16 protein-coding genes are annotated in these 15254 nt (G+C 60.1%); 4 read left to right on the top strand and 12 right to left on the bottom strand.

What is annotated here, in order from left to right; all coding sequences use genetic code 11:
- Positions 1-113: 113 nt before the first annotated feature.
- Positions 114-989 (bottom strand): AraC family transcriptional regulator, encoded by an 876-nt coding sequence (locus tag EV281_RS07375; RefSeq protein WP_132652372.1) that lies wholly within the window; start codon positions 987-989, stop codon positions 114-116.
- A gap of 173 nt (positions 990-1162) precedes the next feature.
- On the opposite strand from EV281_RS07375, the gene EV281_RS07370 reads away from it, so the two are divergent.
- Both EV281_RS07370 and EV281_RS07365 read left to right on the top strand, forming a co-directional pair.
- Positions 1163-1900, top strand: a complete 738-nt coding sequence (locus EV281_RS07370; RefSeq protein WP_132652370.1) for an SDR family oxidoreductase — start codon at positions 1163-1165, stop codon at positions 1898-1900.
- Positions 1901-1902: 2 nt separating this feature from the next.
- On the top strand, positions 1903-2232 hold the full coding sequence (locus EV281_RS07365; protein ID WP_132652369.1) for an Atu4866 domain-containing protein: 330 nt from the start codon (positions 1903-1905) through the stop codon (positions 2230-2232).
- Between the two features lie 22 nt (positions 2233-2254).
- Here EV281_RS07365 and dxs read toward each other — a convergent pair whose 3' ends face one another.
- The 5 genes from dxs to EV281_RS07340 all read right to left on the bottom strand — a co-directional run bounded on the left by dxs (position 2255) and on the right by EV281_RS07340 (position 7322).
- Positions 2255-4171 carry a 1-deoxy-D-xylulose-5-phosphate synthase gene (dxs, locus tag EV281_RS07360; RefSeq protein WP_132652367.1) on the bottom strand — a complete coding sequence of 639 codons (1917 nt, stop codon included), beginning with the start codon at positions 4169-4171 and terminating at the stop codon, positions 2255-2257.
- A gap of 102 nt (positions 4172-4273) precedes the next feature.
- Positions 4274-5197 carry a pirin family protein gene (locus EV281_RS07355; protein WP_132652365.1) on the bottom strand — a complete coding sequence of 308 codons (924 nt, stop codon included), beginning with the start codon at positions 5195-5197 and terminating at the stop codon, positions 4274-4276.
- A gap of 79 nt (positions 5198-5276) precedes the next feature.
- Positions 5277-6044, bottom strand: coding sequence for an SDR family oxidoreductase (locus EV281_RS07350; RefSeq protein ID WP_132652363.1), 768 nt, complete (start codon positions 6042-6044; stop codon positions 5277-5279).
- An 88-nt stretch (positions 6045-6132) separates the two neighbouring features.
- Positions 6133-6384 (bottom strand): exodeoxyribonuclease VII small subunit, encoded by a 252-nt coding sequence (locus EV281_RS07345; protein WP_132652361.1) that lies wholly within the window; start codon positions 6382-6384, stop codon positions 6133-6135.
- Positions 6385-6386: 2 nt separating this feature from the next.
- The gene (locus EV281_RS07340) at positions 6387-7322 is read right to left on the bottom strand and encodes a histone deacetylase family protein (RefSeq protein WP_132652359.1); all 936 of its coding nucleotides are present in this window, start codon (positions 7320-7322) and stop codon (positions 6387-6389) included.
- Between the two features lie 187 nt (positions 7323-7509).
- Here EV281_RS07340 and EV281_RS07335 point away from each other — a divergent pair, with 187 nt between their 5' ends.
- Positions 7510-7911, top strand: a complete 402-nt coding sequence (locus EV281_RS07335; protein ID WP_132652357.1) for an acyl-CoA thioesterase — start codon at positions 7510-7512, stop codon at positions 7909-7911.
- An 83-nt stretch (positions 7912-7994) separates the two neighbouring features.
- On the opposite strand, the gene EV281_RS07330 is transcribed toward EV281_RS07335, so the two are convergent.
- From EV281_RS07330 to EV281_RS07315, 4 genes are all read right to left on the bottom strand, one after another.
- Complete coding sequence (locus EV281_RS07330; RefSeq protein WP_132652356.1) at positions 7995-9173, bottom strand: GGDEF domain-containing protein; 1179 nt, start codon at positions 9171-9173, stop codon at positions 7995-7997.
- A 438-nt stretch (positions 9174-9611) separates the two neighbouring features.
- The gene (locus tag EV281_RS07325) at positions 9612-10175 is read right to left on the bottom strand and encodes a biotin transporter BioY (RefSeq protein WP_132652354.1); all 564 of its coding nucleotides are present in this window, start codon (positions 10173-10175) and stop codon (positions 9612-9614) included.
- Between the two features lie 24 nt (positions 10176-10199).
- Positions 10200-10808, bottom strand: a complete 609-nt coding sequence (locus tag EV281_RS07320; RefSeq protein ID WP_132652352.1) for a CbiQ family ECF transporter T component — start codon at positions 10806-10808, stop codon at positions 10200-10202.
- On the bottom strand, positions 10808-11482 hold the full coding sequence (locus EV281_RS07315) for an ABC transporter ATP-binding protein (RefSeq protein ID WP_132652350.1): 675 nt from the start codon (positions 11480-11482) through the stop codon (positions 10808-10810). Before EV281_RS07315 ends, EV281_RS07320 begins: the two co-directional genes overlap by 1 nt.
- A gap of 125 nt (positions 11483-11607) precedes the next feature.
- Here EV281_RS07315 and EV281_RS07310 point away from each other — a divergent pair, with 125 nt between their 5' ends.
- Positions 11608-12798, top strand: a complete 1191-nt coding sequence (locus EV281_RS07310) for a winged helix-turn-helix domain-containing protein (RefSeq protein ID WP_132652348.1) — start codon at positions 11608-11610, stop codon at positions 12796-12798.
- Between the two features lie 29 nt (positions 12799-12827).
- Here the strand turns inward: EV281_RS07310 and ribB are convergent, their stop codons facing one another.
- Together ribB and aroC are read right to left on the bottom strand one after the other, a co-directional pair.
- Positions 12828-13931: a 3,4-dihydroxy-2-butanone-4-phosphate synthase gene (ribB, locus tag EV281_RS07305; protein WP_132652347.1), complete on the bottom strand. Its 1104-nt coding sequence runs from the start codon at positions 13929-13931 to the stop codon at positions 12828-12830.
- Positions 13932-13941: 10 nt separating this feature from the next.
- Complete coding sequence (aroC, locus tag EV281_RS07300) at positions 13942-15039, bottom strand: chorismate synthase (protein WP_132652345.1); 1098 nt, start codon at positions 15037-15039, stop codon at positions 13942-13944.
- Between the last annotated feature and the right edge of the window lie 215 nt (positions 15040-15254).

Genomic DNA, 15254 nt, shown 5'->3' with positions numbered 1-15254 from the left:
GTTCTCTGACTGATGGACAGGGTAGGGCGGCATTCGGTGCCGCCCTTTCTTTTACTTTATTTTTTCACGCAGTTCCGGACGCAAAACCACTGCACACTTTTGCAGGAATTGCCTTAGCCAGCGGTAGCGCGCATCCGCTCAATATCGCGCCGCGGTGGAACATTGTGGACGCGGACATAGTCGCGGCTGAACTGCGAAGGACTGTCGTAGCCGACACGAAAACCCGCTTCGGCCGCAGTCAATCCTTCCGTCACCATCAGCCGCCGCGCCTCCTGCAGACGCAGCTGGGTTCGGAATTGTAATGGGCTCATCGCCATCACCGTTTTGAAGTGCTCGTAGAAAGACGAGGCGCTCATGCCTGCGACGGACGCCAGATGTTCGATGGCGAAGGGCTCGCTGAAATTCTTCCGCACGAAATCGATCGCCCGGCCAATCTGGTTGAGCCGGCTCTCGCCATTGGCGATCTGCCGCAAGAGTGCACCCTGCGGCCCGCGAATGAGCCGATAGAGGATTTCTTTTTCGATCAAGGGGGCCAGAACCTCGGCATCCTCAGGTGTGTCGAGCAATCGCATCATCCGCACGGCGGCATCGAGAAGATCAGGCGTCGTGGCGCTGACACCTGCCGCCGGGCTTTCCGGCAATCGCCCCTGTATGGCAGGCAGCATCTGGGCAAGCAGGCCGCGGTCAAGCTGCAGCCGAAGGCAGAGATAGGGCCGGCTGGCGCTCGCTTCGACGACGGCGCCAATGACAGGCAGATCGACGCCGACGACGAGATAATGGGCGGCATCATAAACGTGCACGCTGTCACCGATGACAGCGCGCTTGCGTCCCTGCGCCACGATGCAGCAGGAGGGCTCGTAGAGTGTGTGGATAGGCTCCGTGCGGGCGGAGGATCGTATGATGCCGACACGCGGTAACGCCGTGTCGAAACTGCCGTCCGTTCCCGCGTGACGATCGATCAGGTCTGCAAGTTCGGCAATCTTTTCCATGAATGCAGCATGGCCGACACTGCAGGAAATGCCAAGCTCTCTTCTCCGCTTTCGGAAGATCGTGCAAGAAATCCGGAGAAGCTTGCTATCGGTTTGCGCTCCTCAGGCCCAATCTCATGCGGATCGATCGACAGCATCCCGCTGCGATCACCATTGAAGCATGAGGACGAGACATGACAGGTATCAGAGACAAGGTCGTTCTGATCACGGGCGCCAGCAGCGGCATCGGCGCCGGCACAGCACGCGAACTGGGTGCCGCCGGCGCGAAGCTGATGATCGGCGCGCGCCGTACCGACCGATTGGAGCAACTCGCAAAGGAGATTCGTGCCGCTGGCGGCACCGTCGAATTCCGGGCGCTTGACGTGACCGACCGTGCCGATGTCGAGGCTTTCGCCAAGGCCGCGATCGGAGCTTTCGGCAGCATCGATGTGCTAATCAACAATGCCGGCGTCATGCCGCTCTCACTGATGTCTTCACTCAAGGTCGAGGAGTGGGATCGGATGGTCGACGTCAATATCAAGGGCGTGCTTTACGGCGTCGCTGCCGTACTGCCGATCATGAACGTTCAGGAGCGCGGGCAAATCATCAACATCTCCTCGATCGGAGGTCTGTCGGTAGTGCCGACCGCAGCCGTCTATTGCGCGACGAAATATGCCGTAAGGGCGATTTCCGATGGCCTGCGGCAGGAGAACAAGAAGCTCAGGGTGACCTGCATCTATCCCGGCGTCGTCGAATCCGAATTGGCCGAGACGATCACCGAACCCTTCTCGGCCGAAGCTATGGTGAGTTTCCGCGAGATCGCCTTGAAGCCCGATGCCATCGCCCGGGCAATCCGTTTTGCCATCGAGCAGCCGGAGGATGTCGATGTCAACGATATCACCGTCAGGCCAACTTTGAGCGTCGGGATGTGACCATGACGATCCGCACAGCTCTTGCCGGGGCGGCTGTTTCCCTCGCCGTCTCATCTCCCGTTATCTCAGAGGAAACGAAAATGCAGACGCATCCCTATCTCGGCATGTGGATTACCGGCGACGGGCACGTCCGCCAGGAGCTACTGCCCAACGGTCGTTACGATGAGGCGCGAGGCACCCGAAGAAGCGCCTATCAGGGCCGTTATGAAGTGGCCGGCGATCATATCGAATACTGGGACGATACCGGCTTTACCGCCGATGGCGATTTCATCGACGGTGTGCTGCACCACGGTGGCATGATCTTCTATCGCGACGGCAGGAAGCCGGAATAGAGAGGGCGGTCGGTGGGCTGCCTTAACCGGCCACACCGACCGCAACGCTGCGCCCGAGCGCACTGAAGACCGTCGAGACGATGCCGGCACGGTCGAGACCCGCATGGGCGATCATCGCTTCGGGCTTAGCCTGCTCCATCCAGATGTCCGGCATCACCAGCGAACGGACCTTGAGCCCGCGGTCAAGCAAGCCATCCATCGCCATGAAGTGCATCACCTGGCTGCCGAAACCGCCGACGGAGCCTTCTTCCACAGTGATGAGGATTTCGTGATGGCGTGCGAGCTGGCGGATCAGCGCGTGATCGAGCGGCTTTGCGAAGCGCGCATCGGCAACCGTCGTCGAAAGGCCCGCGGCATCGAGATCCTCGGCCGCCAGCAGACAATCCGCAAGCCGCGTCCCGAAGGAGAGAAGCGCAACCTTGGTGCCTTCCTTGACGACGCGGCCCTTGCCGATTTCAAGGATCTGGCCGCGCTCCGGCATGTCGACGCCCACACCTTCGCCGCGCGGATAGCGGAACGAGATCGGACCGTCATCATAGGCGACGGCGGTGCGCACCATATGCTTCAGCTCCGCCTCGTCGGCGGCTGCCATGACGACGAAGCCAGGCAGCGTAGCGAGGAAGGCCGTGTCGAAGGAGCCGGCATGTGTCGGACCATCGGCGCCGACGAATCCGGCGCGGTCGATGGGAAAACGCACCGGCAGGCCCTGGATCGCCACGTCATGCACGACTTGGTCATAGGCGCGTTGCAGGAAGGTGGAATAAAGTGCCGCAAACGGCTTGAAACCCTCGGCGGCAAGGCCGGCGGCGAAGGTCACCGCGTGTTGCTCGGCGATACCGACATCGAAATAGCGCGAAGGGAAGATTTCGGCGAATTTGTCGAGCCCGGTGCCGCTCGGCATGGCTGCCGTAATGCCGACCACGCGGTCATCGAGTGTCGCTTCCTGAATCAGCGATTCAGCAAAAACATTGGTATAGCTCGGCGCATTCGGCTTCACCTTTGCCTGCGCACCGGTGATGACATCGAACTTGTTGACGCCGTGATACTTGTCGGCTGCTGCTTCCGCCGGCGGATAACCCTTGCCCTTCTGCGTGACGACATGGATCAGCACGGGGCCGTTGGCGTTGTCACGCACATTGCGCAGCACCGGCAGAAGGTGATCGAAGGAGTGACCGTCGATCGGGCCGATATGGTAGAAGCCCATCTCCTCGAACATCGTCCCGCCGGTGACGTAGCCGCGGGCATGCTCGACGGCACGAGTGATAGCCCGGTCGATGTTCTTGCCGAGATAGGCTGTCAGTTTCTTGCCGAAATCGCGGAAGCCCATATAGGTGCGGCCAGAGGCAAGGCGGGCCAGATAGGCGCTCATCGCCCCGGTCGGCGGCGCAATCGACATGTCGTTATCGTTGAGGATGACGATCAGCCGGGCATCGAGTGCGCCGGCATTGTTCAGCGCCTCATAGGCCATGCCGGCCGAGAGCGCGCCGTCGCCGATGACGGCGATCACCCGGCGATCCGTCTTGTCGATATCGGCGGCGACAGCCATGCCGAGGCCTGCGGAAATCGAGGTTGAGGAATGGGCGGCGCCAAAGGGGTCGTATTCGCTCTCTGCGCGGCGGGTGAAGCCTGAGAGACCATTTTCCTGGCGCAACGTGCGGATGCGGTCGCGGCGGCCAGTCAGGATCTTGTGCGGATAACACTGGTGGCCGACGTCGAAGATCAGCCGGTCATCAGGCGTGTTGAAGACGTTGTGGATGGCGATCGTCAGTTCCACCACGCCGAGACCCGCGCCGAGATGCCCGCCGGTGCGGGAGACGGCATCGATCATCTCGTCCCTCACTTCGCGTGCAAGCTGCGGCAAATCGCGATCCTCGAGCTTGCGCAGGTCGGCCGGATAGGTGACCTGATCGAGCAGCGGGGTCTTCGGGGGGTGTGTCACGGGCGGGTGCTCTTCTTTGACTGATCGGCTCTGCTTTATTCGATTGAATTGCGGCAAAACAACTGCATTTGCATAACCGCAAGTTTTTCACCTTAGAGCACTTCAGCCCTCCGGCAAAGGCACGAATTCCTCTTCGTCGCCGGGAACGATATCGAAGCGGCCAGTGCGCCACTCCTCCTTGGCCTTCTCGATCCGTTCCTTGGAGGAGGATACGAAATTCCACCATATGTAGCGCTTGGAGTTCAGCGCCGCGCCGCCGAACAGCATGAGATGACAGCCGTTAGCGCCCGCCTCAAGCGTGACCGCATCGCCCGGCCGAAAGACGAGAAGCTGGTCTGCCGCAAACCGGTCGCCGGCGACGACGACTTCGCCCGCGAGCACGTAGACGGCACGTTCCTCATGCGCTGCGCCAAAAGGAAATTTCGAGCCCGGTTGAAGGGAAATGTCGGCATAGAGCGTATCAGTGAAGACCTGGACCGGTGAGGCCAGCCCTTCGAAGGAGCCGATGACGACACGGCCGGTCACCCCGCCATCATCGATCAGCGGCATGTCGGTCTTTTCGGTATGGGCGAAGGACGGATCGATCTCTTCCTTGTCGTCGGGCAGTGCCAGCCATGTCTGCAGGCCGGACATGGACAGCGGATGGCCGCGTAGATTGTCCGGCGTGCGCTCCGAATGCACGATACCGCGGCCTGCTGTCATCAGGTTGATATCGCCGGGGCGGATGACCTTTTCCGTGCCGAGGCTGTCGCGATGGCGGATTTCCCCGTCGAAGAGATAGGTGACCGTCGAAAGCCCGATATGCGGATGCGGCTTCACATCGAGCGCCTCATCCGGTTTCAGGATGGCCGGTCCCATGCGGTCGAAGAAGATGAAAGGTCCGACGAGCCGGCGCTGGCGCGTCGGCAGGGCGCGGCGCACCTGGAAGCCGCCGATATCGCTGGTGCGCGGAATGATCAGGTTCTCGATCGCGTCACAGGCAAAGGCATCGCCGGGCAAGGGATCTTTACCGGGGAAGAAGGACATGGCGGACTCCGATCACAAAGATTTCCGCCACAGATAGCGCCTGCCGGTCGATGGTGAAAGGGCCAGTTTCATCAAGCCGTCAGATCGCCGTAAAGCCGTTATCGACGAAAAGGTGCGCGCCGTTGACGAAGATCGATTCATCGCTGGCGAGATAGAGTGCGGCACGCGCCACATCTTCCGGCTCGCCGATTCGACCCTGCTGCGCGGCGATCGCTGCATCAGAGACGTCCACGCCACGCGCCTGCAACTCCCTCACCTCGCGCAGGCCATGCGGTGTGCGGATGAAGCCGGGGCAGACGGCATTGCAGCGGATGTTGCGATCCCGGAATTCCACCGCGATGGCGCGCGCAAACATATGCACTGCACCCTTGGTCGTATCGTAGAGCACTTCCATCGGCGTGGCCGCGACTGCCGAGATCGACGAAGTGCAGACGATCGATCCGCCGCCGGCCTCGATCATCTTGGGCAGCACGGCCCTGGTCATCAGGAACATGGAGCGCACGTTGACGGCATGCAGCCAGTCCCATTCCTGCAGCGTGGTTTCCAGGAAAGGTTTGATGACGATCGTGCCGGCATGGTTGAAGAGCACCGTCACTGGGCCATAACGTTCCTCGACGCCAGCCACCGCGTCATTGACGGCTGCTTCCTCCGACACATCGGCCGTCCAGTATTCGGCTTCGCCGCCGGCATCGCGGATCTGCTTCACGGTCTCGGCCGCAGCCTCGCCATTGCGGTCGATGATCGCAACCCGCGCACCTTCCGCCGCGAAGAGTTTCGATGCTGCGCCGCCCATGCCGGTCGCGCCGCCCGAAATAATGGCGACCTTGCCTTTTAATCTGTCCGTCATCCCTTGGTCCCCTCTTTGTTTTGAAAGGGATCATAGATCGGTCGGAAGCTTGCAGCCAAGTGTCTTGGAAAAGGGATTTGGTATTGTCTCAGGCGCCGTCGAGCGGTTCCACGCTCTGCGGTTTGCCAGCGCGATCGAGGCGGATTTTCTCGATGCGGTTTTCGGCGGCCGAAAGCAACATTTCGCAATGCTTCTTCAGCGCTTCGCCACGCTCATAGATTTCGATGGATTCATCCAGCGCCACATCGCCGCGTTCGAGGCGCGCAACGATGCTTTCGAGTTCAGCAACTGCCTTTTCGAAGGAGAGGCCGGAAACCTCCGGCTTGGCGCTATCAGTCATTCTCAACCCTTCATCATTCTGAGGATGTGCATGCCCGCCGACTCGGCGAGTCCTTCCAAATCATACCCGCCTTCGAGCAGGCTGACGACCCGGTTATTGGCGCTGCGGTCGGCAACCTCCAGAAGCCGGCCCGTCGCCCAGTCGAAATCCTCGCCCGTCAGGTTGATCTGTGCCAGCGGATCGCGGTGATGAGCGTCGAAGCCGGCGGAGATGATGATGAGATCCGGCCGGAAATCGTTAAGCGCTGGCAGCACGCGGGATTTGAAGGCTTCACGGAAATGGTCGCTGCCGACATTGGGCGAAAGCGGCGCGTTGACGATCGTGCCATGCGTGCCGTTTTCCTCTTTGGCCCCGCTGCCGGGATAAAGCGGCATCTGATGGGTGGAACAGAAGAGCACGGAAGGATCGTCCCAAAAAATATCCTGTGTACCGTTGCCGTGATGGACATCCCAGTCGACGATCGCGACGCGTTCGGCCCCATGCGCCTTCTGCGCATGACGGGCGGCGATCGCGGCATTGTTGAAGAAGCAGAAGCCCATCGCCGTCATCTTCTCGGCATGGTGACCCGGCGGACGCGCGGCGACGAAGACATTGTCTGCCTTACCTCTGAAGACATCGTCGACGGCGGCCATCGCTCCGCCGACGCCGGTCAATGCCGCCTTCAGGCTCTTCTGGCTGGCATAGGTATCGGCTTCGAGCTGGTTGATCTTATCTTCCTCTTCCGGAATCTGCCGCATGACGGCGGTCAGATGCTCCTCCGGGTGAGCAAGCAGCACGGCATCTTCATTCGCCTGCGGCGCCTGTTTGCGGTCCAGCCGCTCGAAATTCGGGTGCTCCAGCGCCACGTTGAGCGCACGGATACGGTCGGAGCGCTCGGGATGGCCTGACGGCGTCACGTGTTCGAGAAAGACAGGATGTTCGTAAAGACGGGTGCTCATGCCGGCACTCTATCGATCGCAAATGTCATGATCCACAGCAGATGGGGCGCTGGCTGTTGATTTCAACAAGCGGCATCGTCGCAGTTAACGCTCGGCATTCTCGCGTTTACGCTATTTTAATTGTTTCGTTTACATCGCCGGACCCCGTGCTAGGGTCTGATCGGTAACCTGCAAGGCAGACATGTAAATGAGTAAGACGAACCGTCCGGGTATGGTGGAGTTGCGCGTACCGTTTCGTGATGTGGATATGAACGGCCAGATGTTTCTGGCCTCCTATATTTCCTATGCCGAATCCGTACTTGCGAGCTTCTGGTCGTCGCGGCCCAACGTCGAAGATGAGCCCGTCTATACTCCCGGTAAAGTTTCCTGCATCCTTCACCGCCCGCTGCACTATCATGAGACGGTAACCTTCACGGCCGGCGTCGACAAGATCGGCGTCCGTTCCATCGGGTTTCTCATCGCCTTCGAGATCGAAGATGAGCGCGCTGCCGAGGTGGAGATCATCTGGCAGGCGCGCACCCGCGATGACGGTTCACCGGCCGCACTTCCCGAAGAAACGCGCGATTGGCTCTACAGTTTTCTGGATTAGAGCAGTTTCTGTACTTTCGGCCTGGCCCAATCTGCTGCTTCAGGATCAGTATTTGGCAACGAGACGGGAAGTGCTCACGGGCTCTACGCCACGCGCGGCTCCAGCCGGCTGGCGACGGCGACAGTGTTCCGGCCCTGGCGTTTTGCGTCATAGAGCGCTTCGTCGGCCTTCTGCAGCAACTTTTCGAGGGGGATCTCCGCCGGTACCGCCGATGCAATGCCAAGGCTCGCCGTCACCCAGCCATCACCAAGCCCGCGGTGCTGAATGCGAAGACCTTCGATCGCAGCGCGGATCCTCTCTGCCGTCGCCAGGACTTGAGCAGGTTCAAGTCCCGTCAAAAGCACCAGCATTTCTTCGCCGCCAAAACGGAATACAAACGATGTCGGATCGACTGAATCGCGGATGCATTGCGACACGGCGCGAATGCAGGCATCGCCCTCTATATGGCCATGCACGTCATTGAACCGCTTGAAATGGTCGATATCGAGGAGAATGGCAGAGACAGCCACCTGGCGTGTCGTGCCATTCCAAAGATCGTCGCTGATCCGCGCCAGCGACCGCCGGTTCAATAGCCCCGTCAACTCATCGCGTTCCGCTTTTTCCTCGAGTTGCCGATAGAGAAGACTGGCCCGCAACTGGTTGAGAAAGTTCTTTCGGTCCGATTTTTCCAGGAAATAGGCGCTGACCGCCAGGAAGATCGACAACATCGAATAAACGGTAACGATGCCGAAATAGGCAACCTGGTCGAAAGCGCCGGTAAGATACGTGGTCGTGAAATGCGATGCGGATGTCAGCGTAAGCCCCGTCAACACCGCCCGAAACCGCGGCCGGAGGGAGATGACGAAGTAGAGAAACGCAGCGGAATTGTAGGTCTGGTAGACGAAAAGGTACTGGCTCGTGCTTTTCATGGCCGGGATCATCGGCAAAGTCACGCTGAGCACGGCTGCCATGACCGTCAGACTGTCGTAAAAGCGCGCGTTCGGCCAGCGGCGGACGGCAAATATGCAGCCGAACACGAAGGGCGTGAATATCGCGAATCGAACGACGATCAGCTCCGGCAACACGTCCGGGACCATGGCGCTGTCGCCGAAATAGACCAGGTCGTAGATTAGCAGGCCAATCAGACACCAGATTATGATAAGCCTCGCACGCTCTGCCGCGTACTGCCTGAGAAACAGGGTTTCGATTTCAGGCGAAAAGCGCAGGAGAGGGAAGCCGCGCTTCAACTGCCTTTCGACCTCGTCAAGGCTTGCCAAGCTCACCGTCAATACTCCGACTGGGAATGATTTCCCCAGGCTACCCGCGCAACCTGAATATTCGGCTAAAATCCGGCTATCGAGGAGCCCAGCCCAGTGATGCGTGCCTGGTGGCAGGATTGGAGGAAGTCTGTCTGCCGCGAGGGTGTTCGGTGACCGTTGATCCTCAGTGAAGCGCCTCAGTCGAGCCACCGATTTTGGTCGCCATCGCGGCGGTGTCAGAAAATTCTGCGCCAGACGGTGCTCGAAGCGATCGGCCAGCCGCTTTTTGCCCCACCGAAGCCGCGGCGCGCAAACATGCACAGAGCTGGCGCCAGTCGGTCCTAGAACATTTCAGCGATCCGAAGTGATGTCCCGTAAGACTCGGATCATTCCTGATGGGTCCTTTTGGGAATCCGTATGGGCTTGTTAAATCAGCAGCGGCACATCACCACAGAAATTGCTCTAGAGGCGGGCCGGCAGCAGCGGATAGCCGACCATGACGGCCCGGCCGACGAGCGCTGCGACGACAGCCTTGACGACATCGCCCGGAATGAAGGCCATGCTGCCGATAAAGGCCTGCTTCAGGCCGATATTGGCGGCAAAGGCGAGATAAATGATGCCGAAGGCATAGAGCACGACGATACCGCCGATCAAGGCGGCAAGGAAGAAGCTCACCGTCTGCACCAGGCCGGATTGGCCGGCATTGACCAGCCGCTCGCTGAGAAAGCCGGTGACGAAAGCAGCAAAGACCCAGCCGAACAGGAAGCCTGAGGTCGGTGCGACGAAGGCCGCAAATCCGCCGCGGCCGCCGGAAAGCACGGGCAAGGTCATGGCAACGAGCACCAGCACGATCAGTACGGCAACCGTGGCGCGCCTTGCGCCGAGCACAACGCCAGCCATCATCACCCCGAGCGATTGCGCTGTGATCGGCACCGGAATGAAGCCGAGATAGATGGGCGGCAGCACGCCGAGCGCCACGATAATAGCGGCGAAGAGGGCGGCAAGAACGAGGTCGCGCGTGCTCATCGGGAGCTCCAGTTCAACAAATCGTTAATTGACATGCCGCCGAATGCCGCGCGCGTCAATCGCTGCGGCAATATTATCCGCATCCTTGAGAGTCAAAATGATGAGCGGGGCGAGGATCGTCGCCGGCCGCACCCTCAGTCCGCGTGCCGCATGTGCTTCGCTGATTGCATGGTATCGGGCGATTATCTCGGGCACGAAGCGCAGCACGAGACCAACCGCCAAGCCAATATCGTCGGCCTTCACCCAGCCCGTTCGTTCCAGAGGCCCGGCAAGCGCCGTTATCTCATCCATGAATTGTGTGATCGTCGTGGTCGCGGTCACGGCGGCGGCAAACAGCATCAGCGCCGTCAGCCTCAGCAGTGTCGCAAGGGCGGCGTGCCACGGATTGACGATGAGGGTGAAGAGCGCCACGATCACGATCGTCAGGAAGATCGGCCTGAGCCGGACGAGCGATTCCTTCAGCGACAGGCCAGTGCTGCGATAGACCAGCGCCGCCAGCAGCGTAACGATGGCGAGCAGTGGGAGATAGTCTCCAACGAAGAGCACGAGACCGAGCAGGAAAAGCGAAAGGATCTTTACTCGCGGCGAAAGCCGGTACAGGGCGCTATTGCCTTCGACATAGAGCGATTGCATCAGCTGGCGAGCTCCCTGTAGCGGGCGATCGCCTCTGCCGCGGGGGCGTCAGCCGCCAGTCTGCCTTCGTGAAACAGCAGCACCCGCTCGAAACCGGCGATCAGCTCCAGATCATGGGTGATGACGACGACGTTTTCTTCGAGCCCGTCGATAGTCTTCTGGACCAGCGCTCGGTTGCGCAGATCCAGCTGGTTTGTCGGTTCGTCGAGGATCAGGATATTCGGGCCGGTTACCAGCACTGAGCAGAGGGCAGCGATTTGCAGCTCGCCACCCGATAGCTCGTGCGCCCGGCGATCTGCTAGGTTTTCGGCGCTGAAGCGGGCAAGAACCAGCTCGACCTTGCGTTCGATCTCCGCCTTCGTAAAGCCGCGGCCTTTGAGCCCGAAGGCGATATCGTCTTTGACGATCGGCAGGATGATCTGGTTCTGCGGCGACTGGAAAATGAAGCCGACATCGGCAAGCGTTGTTTTCTCCTCGAGCGTATTACGCCCGTTGACCACGACCTTGCCCGTGGTGGGTTTCATGAGCCCGTTGATCATCCGCGCGAAGGTCGTCTTGCCTGAACCGTTAAGGCCGATGACCCCGAGACGCTTTTCCATGAGCGAGAGCGTCAGCGGTTCGACTGCGACCCTCGTTCCGAAACTGGCGCCTGCGCTGTCGAAGCGAATATTCAATGTGGTCCCCTTGCTTAGAGCTCTTGCTTCTATAAGGCGACGGCCATGCGATAAAGGATCAAAATCAAATCGCCCGGAATATGCTGGCGGGTAGCTAGGAAGATTTTCCGCGCTATGATGTTCACATGACGAATCTTCTCTCCAATGCCGACGCCCGCCGTGTTTTCCTCGCCAAACAGGGGCTGAGTGCTCCACCGAACCGCGCGCTGACCAAGGCCGGCCTGCTGCAGCTCATTCATGATCTGGGTTTCGTGCAGGTGGACAGCATTCAGACGGTGGAGCGCGCCCACCATCAGATCCTGTTTTCCCGCAACCAGACCTATCGGCGCGAACATCTGACGGCGCTTCTGGAAAAGGACGGCACGCTCTTCGAGCATTGGACGCATGATGCCTCCATCCTGCCGAGCGCCTTCTTCAAATATTGGAAACACAAGTTCCGCGACGAGGAGGTGGCGATCGTCGAGCGTTGGCGCAAATGGCGGGGGGAGGGCTTCGAGGCCTCCTTCGAAGAAACCTATGAGCGGGTCGTGAAGGACGGTGCGATCCTGGCGCGCGACATGAAGGCGGACGGCCATGTTTCCGGCGGTTGGTGGAACTGGCATCCGAACAAGACGGCACTCGAATATTTCTGGCGCACCGGCAAATTCGCTATCGCCGGCCGCTCCAATTTCCAGAAGATATATGACCTCGTCGAACGCGTCATTCCTGCCGAGTTCCACGCCCAAGAAGTGAGCCGCGAGGAATTTGTCGACTGGGCCTGCCGCAGCGCGCTCACCCGTCTCGGCTTTGCCACTCACGGCGAAATCGCCGCCTTCTGGGATCTGCTCTCGCCGGACGAAGTCAAGGCGTGGGTGGCTGAACATCGGGACGAACTGGTCGAAGTGCTGATCGCACCGGCACTCGACGGCAAGCCACGCTCTTCATGGGCATCAGCCGATTTCCTTGGCACGATAGATACTTATCCGGAGGCGCCACAGCGAATCCGGGTGCTTAGCCCATTTGATCCGATGATCCGCGACAGAAACCGGACAGAGCGACTTTTTGGCTTCTTCTATCGCATTGAGGTCTTCGTGCCGGAACCGAAGCGCGAATATGGCTATTATGTTTTTCCGCTGCTGGAGGGCGACAGGCTCATTGGTCGTATTGACATGAAAGCCGATCGGAAAAAGGGCACCTTGGACGTGAAGCGGCTATGGTTGGAGCCGCGTGTGAAGGCGTCTGCCGGTCGGATCGAAAAACTGGAAGCGGAGCTCGAACGCCTTGCGCGTTTCGCCGGCGTCGAGCAGGTCGTCTATCTGGACGGCTGGAGAGGCTAAGCTCTCCTCCCGGTGGGGAGAAGAGATAATCAGCAGATTTCCGTCTTGGAAATCTTGATGCCGAATCCTTCCAGGCCGACATAGTGCCGCTCGCGGCTGGTCATCAGCTTGATCGAACTGACGCCGAGATCCTTGAGGATCTGCGCACCGAGGCCGATTTCCAGCCACTCATTATCGCGCGTCTGCGCCTCGGCATGGGCCTCGCGGCCCTGGCTGCGCGCCTTTCGGCCATTGTCGTAATGACCGACTCCAACGGAGCCTTCGCGCAGATAGACGATGATGCCGCGACCATGTTCGGCGATCTTCTGCATGTAGAAATCGACCGGCTTGCGCTTGCCGAACAGATCGTCGGCAACGTTTTCCGGATGCAAGCGCACAGGAATATCGATGCCATCCCGGATATCGCCGAAGACGACGGCGAGATGCTGCATGGGATCCCAGGGCAGGGAATAGGCATGCGCCTTGGCTTTGCCGAACGGTGTTTCGATATCGAAGCTCGAGCCGAGTTCGATCAGTGTTTCCTTGCGCTGGCGATAGGCAATGAGATCGGCGACGGAGACGAGCTTCAGCCCGTGCTTTTCGGCAAAATCCACCACCTGCGGGCCGCGCGTCACCGTACCGTCGTCATTGACAAGTTCGCAGATGACGCCGATTGGCGGCAGGCCGGCAAGCTTGCAGAGATCAACGGCCGCTTCCGTATGGCCGGAGCGCATCAGTACGCCGCCTTCGCGGGCAACGAGCGGAAAGATGTGGCCGGGGCGAACGAAATCGGCAGCACCGACATTGGGGTTCGCTAGATTGCGTACTGTCAGCGTCCGGTCGTCGGCGGAGATGCCCGTCGTCGTGCCGTGTTTGAAATCGACGGAAACCGTGAAGGCCGTCGTATGGGCAGAATCGTTTTCCGCCACCATGGCGTTGAGGTTCAGCCGCTTGGCCTCTTCCTTCGGCATCGGCGCGCAGACGATGCCAGATGTGTGGCGTACGATGAAGGCCATCTTTTCGGGTGTCGCATGCACGGCGGCGACGATCAGGTCGCCTTCGTTTTCACGGTCATTGTCGTCCATGACGACGACGATCTCGCCGGCTTCGAAAGCCCTGATGGCGTCGACGACGCGTTTCTGGTCATAAGGCATGGAGTCGGTCCTATTTCAGCCGGCCGGTCTGGCCGCGGTCGCGAAGATAATGGTCGGCAATGGCGCAAGCGATCATCGCCTCGCCGATCGGCACGGCACGGATGCCGACGCAGGGGTCATGGCGGCCCTTGGTGCGGATATCGACATTGTTGCCGTCGGCGTCGATCGATTGCCGTTCGGTGAGAATGGAAGAGGTGGGCTTGACCGCAAAACGGGCGACGACCGGCTGGCCGGTCGAAATGCCGCCGAGAATGCCGCCGGCATTGTTGGACAGGAAGATCGGCTTGCCGTCATTGCCCATGCGCATCTCGTCGGCATTGTCCTCGCCGCTGGTCTCGGCGGCGGCAAAACCGTTGCCGATCTCGACACCCTTGACGGCGTTGATCGACATCAGCAGCGAGGCGATATCCTGATCGAGTTTGCCATAGATCGGCGCACCAAGTCCGGCTGGAACACCTTCGGCAACCACTTCGACGACGGCGCCGATGGAAGAGCCGGCTTTGCGGATGCCGTCGAGATAGTCTTCCCAGATGGGCACGATCTCGGCATCGGGAGAGAAAAACGGGTTCTGCCCCACTTGATCCCAGTCCCAGTTGGCGCGGTTGATCTTGTGCTTGCCAATCTGAACGAGCGCACCGCGGATGGTCACGCCGGGCACGACGAGCCGGGCAATGCCGCCGGCCGCCACGCGTGCTGCCGTCTCGCGCGCGGAAGAACGGCCGCCGCCGCGATAGTCGCGGATGCCGTATTTTGTATCATAGGTATAGTCGGCATGGCCTGGACGATATTGCCGCGCGATCTCGCCATAGTCCTTGGAACGCTGGTCGGTATTTTCGATCAGCATGGAAATCGGCGTGCCGGTCGAAATCATTGTCTCGCCGTCGGCGTCCATCATCACGCCGGAGAGAACCTTCACCAGGTCGTCCTCGCGCCGCTGGGTAACGAAACGGCTCTGACCAGGCTTGCGCTTGTCGAGCCAGACCTGCAGGTCTTCAAGTTTGAAGCGCAGTCCCGAAGGGCAGCCATCGACGACGGCGCCGAGCGCCGGTCCGTGGCTTTCGCCCCAGGTGGTTACACGGAAGAGGTGACCGAATGTATTGTGCGACATGTGTTCCCGCCGGACGCGCTACCGATCGTCACCGGCAGCGCCATTACTCGAAAAGGCGCGACACTCATAGGCCAAAAAAACGTTCCGGCAAAAGCCTTTCTTTGCGCCCACGGTACCGTCGGGGAAATGGTGTTTCCCGTATTTGCGAACGATGGAGACTCTAGAGCAATTCCATCAGAAATGTGTAGCGGTTTTGCGTCCGGAATTGGGGGAGA

The sequence above is a fragment of the Rhizobium sp. BK418 genome (genome assembly GCF_004341105.1).
Classification (GTDB): domain Bacteria; phylum Pseudomonadota; class Alphaproteobacteria; order Rhizobiales; family Rhizobiaceae; genus Rhizobium.
This window is presented reverse-complemented; position numbering and strand designations above follow the sequence as displayed.

What these genes read in the sequence shown, in the direction of transcription:
- EV281_RS07335 (WP_132652357.1), top strand. Translation starts at nt 7,510, where the DNA reads ATGAGTAAGACGAACCGTCCGGGTATGGTGGAGTTGCGCGTACCGTTT.
- EV281_RS07375 (WP_132652372.1), bottom strand. Translation starts at nt 989, where the DNA reads ATGGAAAAGATTGCCGAACTTGCAGACCTGATCGATCGTCACGCGGGA.
- aroC (WP_132652345.1), bottom strand. Translation starts at nt 15,039, where the DNA reads ATGTCGCACAATACATTCGGTCACCTCTTCCGTGTAACCACCTGGGGC.
- EV281_RS07350 (WP_132652363.1), bottom strand. Translation starts at nt 6,044, where the DNA reads ATGACGGACAGATTAAAAGGCAAGGTCGCCATTATTTCGGGCGGCGCG.
- EV281_RS07345 (WP_132652361.1), bottom strand. Translation starts at nt 6,384, where the DNA reads ATGACTGATAGCGCCAAGCCGGAGGTTTCCGGCCTCTCCTTCGAAAAG.
- EV281_RS07370 (WP_132652370.1), top strand. Translation starts at nt 1,163, where the DNA reads ATGACAGGTATCAGAGACAAGGTCGTTCTGATCACGGGCGCCAGCAGC.
- EV281_RS07355 (WP_132652365.1), bottom strand. Translation starts at nt 5,197, where the DNA reads ATGTCCTTCTTCCCCGGTAAAGATCCCTTGCCCGGCGATGCCTTTGCC.
- EV281_RS07310 (WP_132652348.1), top strand. Translation starts at nt 11,608, where the DNA reads ATGACGAATCTTCTCTCCAATGCCGACGCCCGCCGTGTTTTCCTCGCC.
- EV281_RS07340 (WP_132652359.1), bottom strand. Translation starts at nt 7,322, where the DNA reads ATGAGCACCCGTCTTTACGAACATCCTGTCTTTCTCGAACACGTGACG.
- EV281_RS07325 (WP_132652354.1), bottom strand. Translation starts at nt 10,175, where the DNA reads ATGAGCACGCGCGACCTCGTTCTTGCCGCCCTCTTCGCCGCTATTATC.
- ribB (WP_132652347.1), bottom strand. Translation starts at nt 13,931, where the DNA reads ATGCCTTATGACCAGAAACGCGTCGTCGACGCCATCAGGGCTTTCGAA.
- EV281_RS07365 (WP_132652369.1), top strand. Translation starts at nt 1,903, where the DNA reads ATGACGATCCGCACAGCTCTTGCCGGGGCGGCTGTTTCCCTCGCCGTC.
- EV281_RS07320 (WP_132652352.1), bottom strand. Translation starts at nt 10,808, where the DNA reads ATGCAATCGCTCTATGTCGAAGGCAATAGCGCCCTGTACCGGCTTTCG.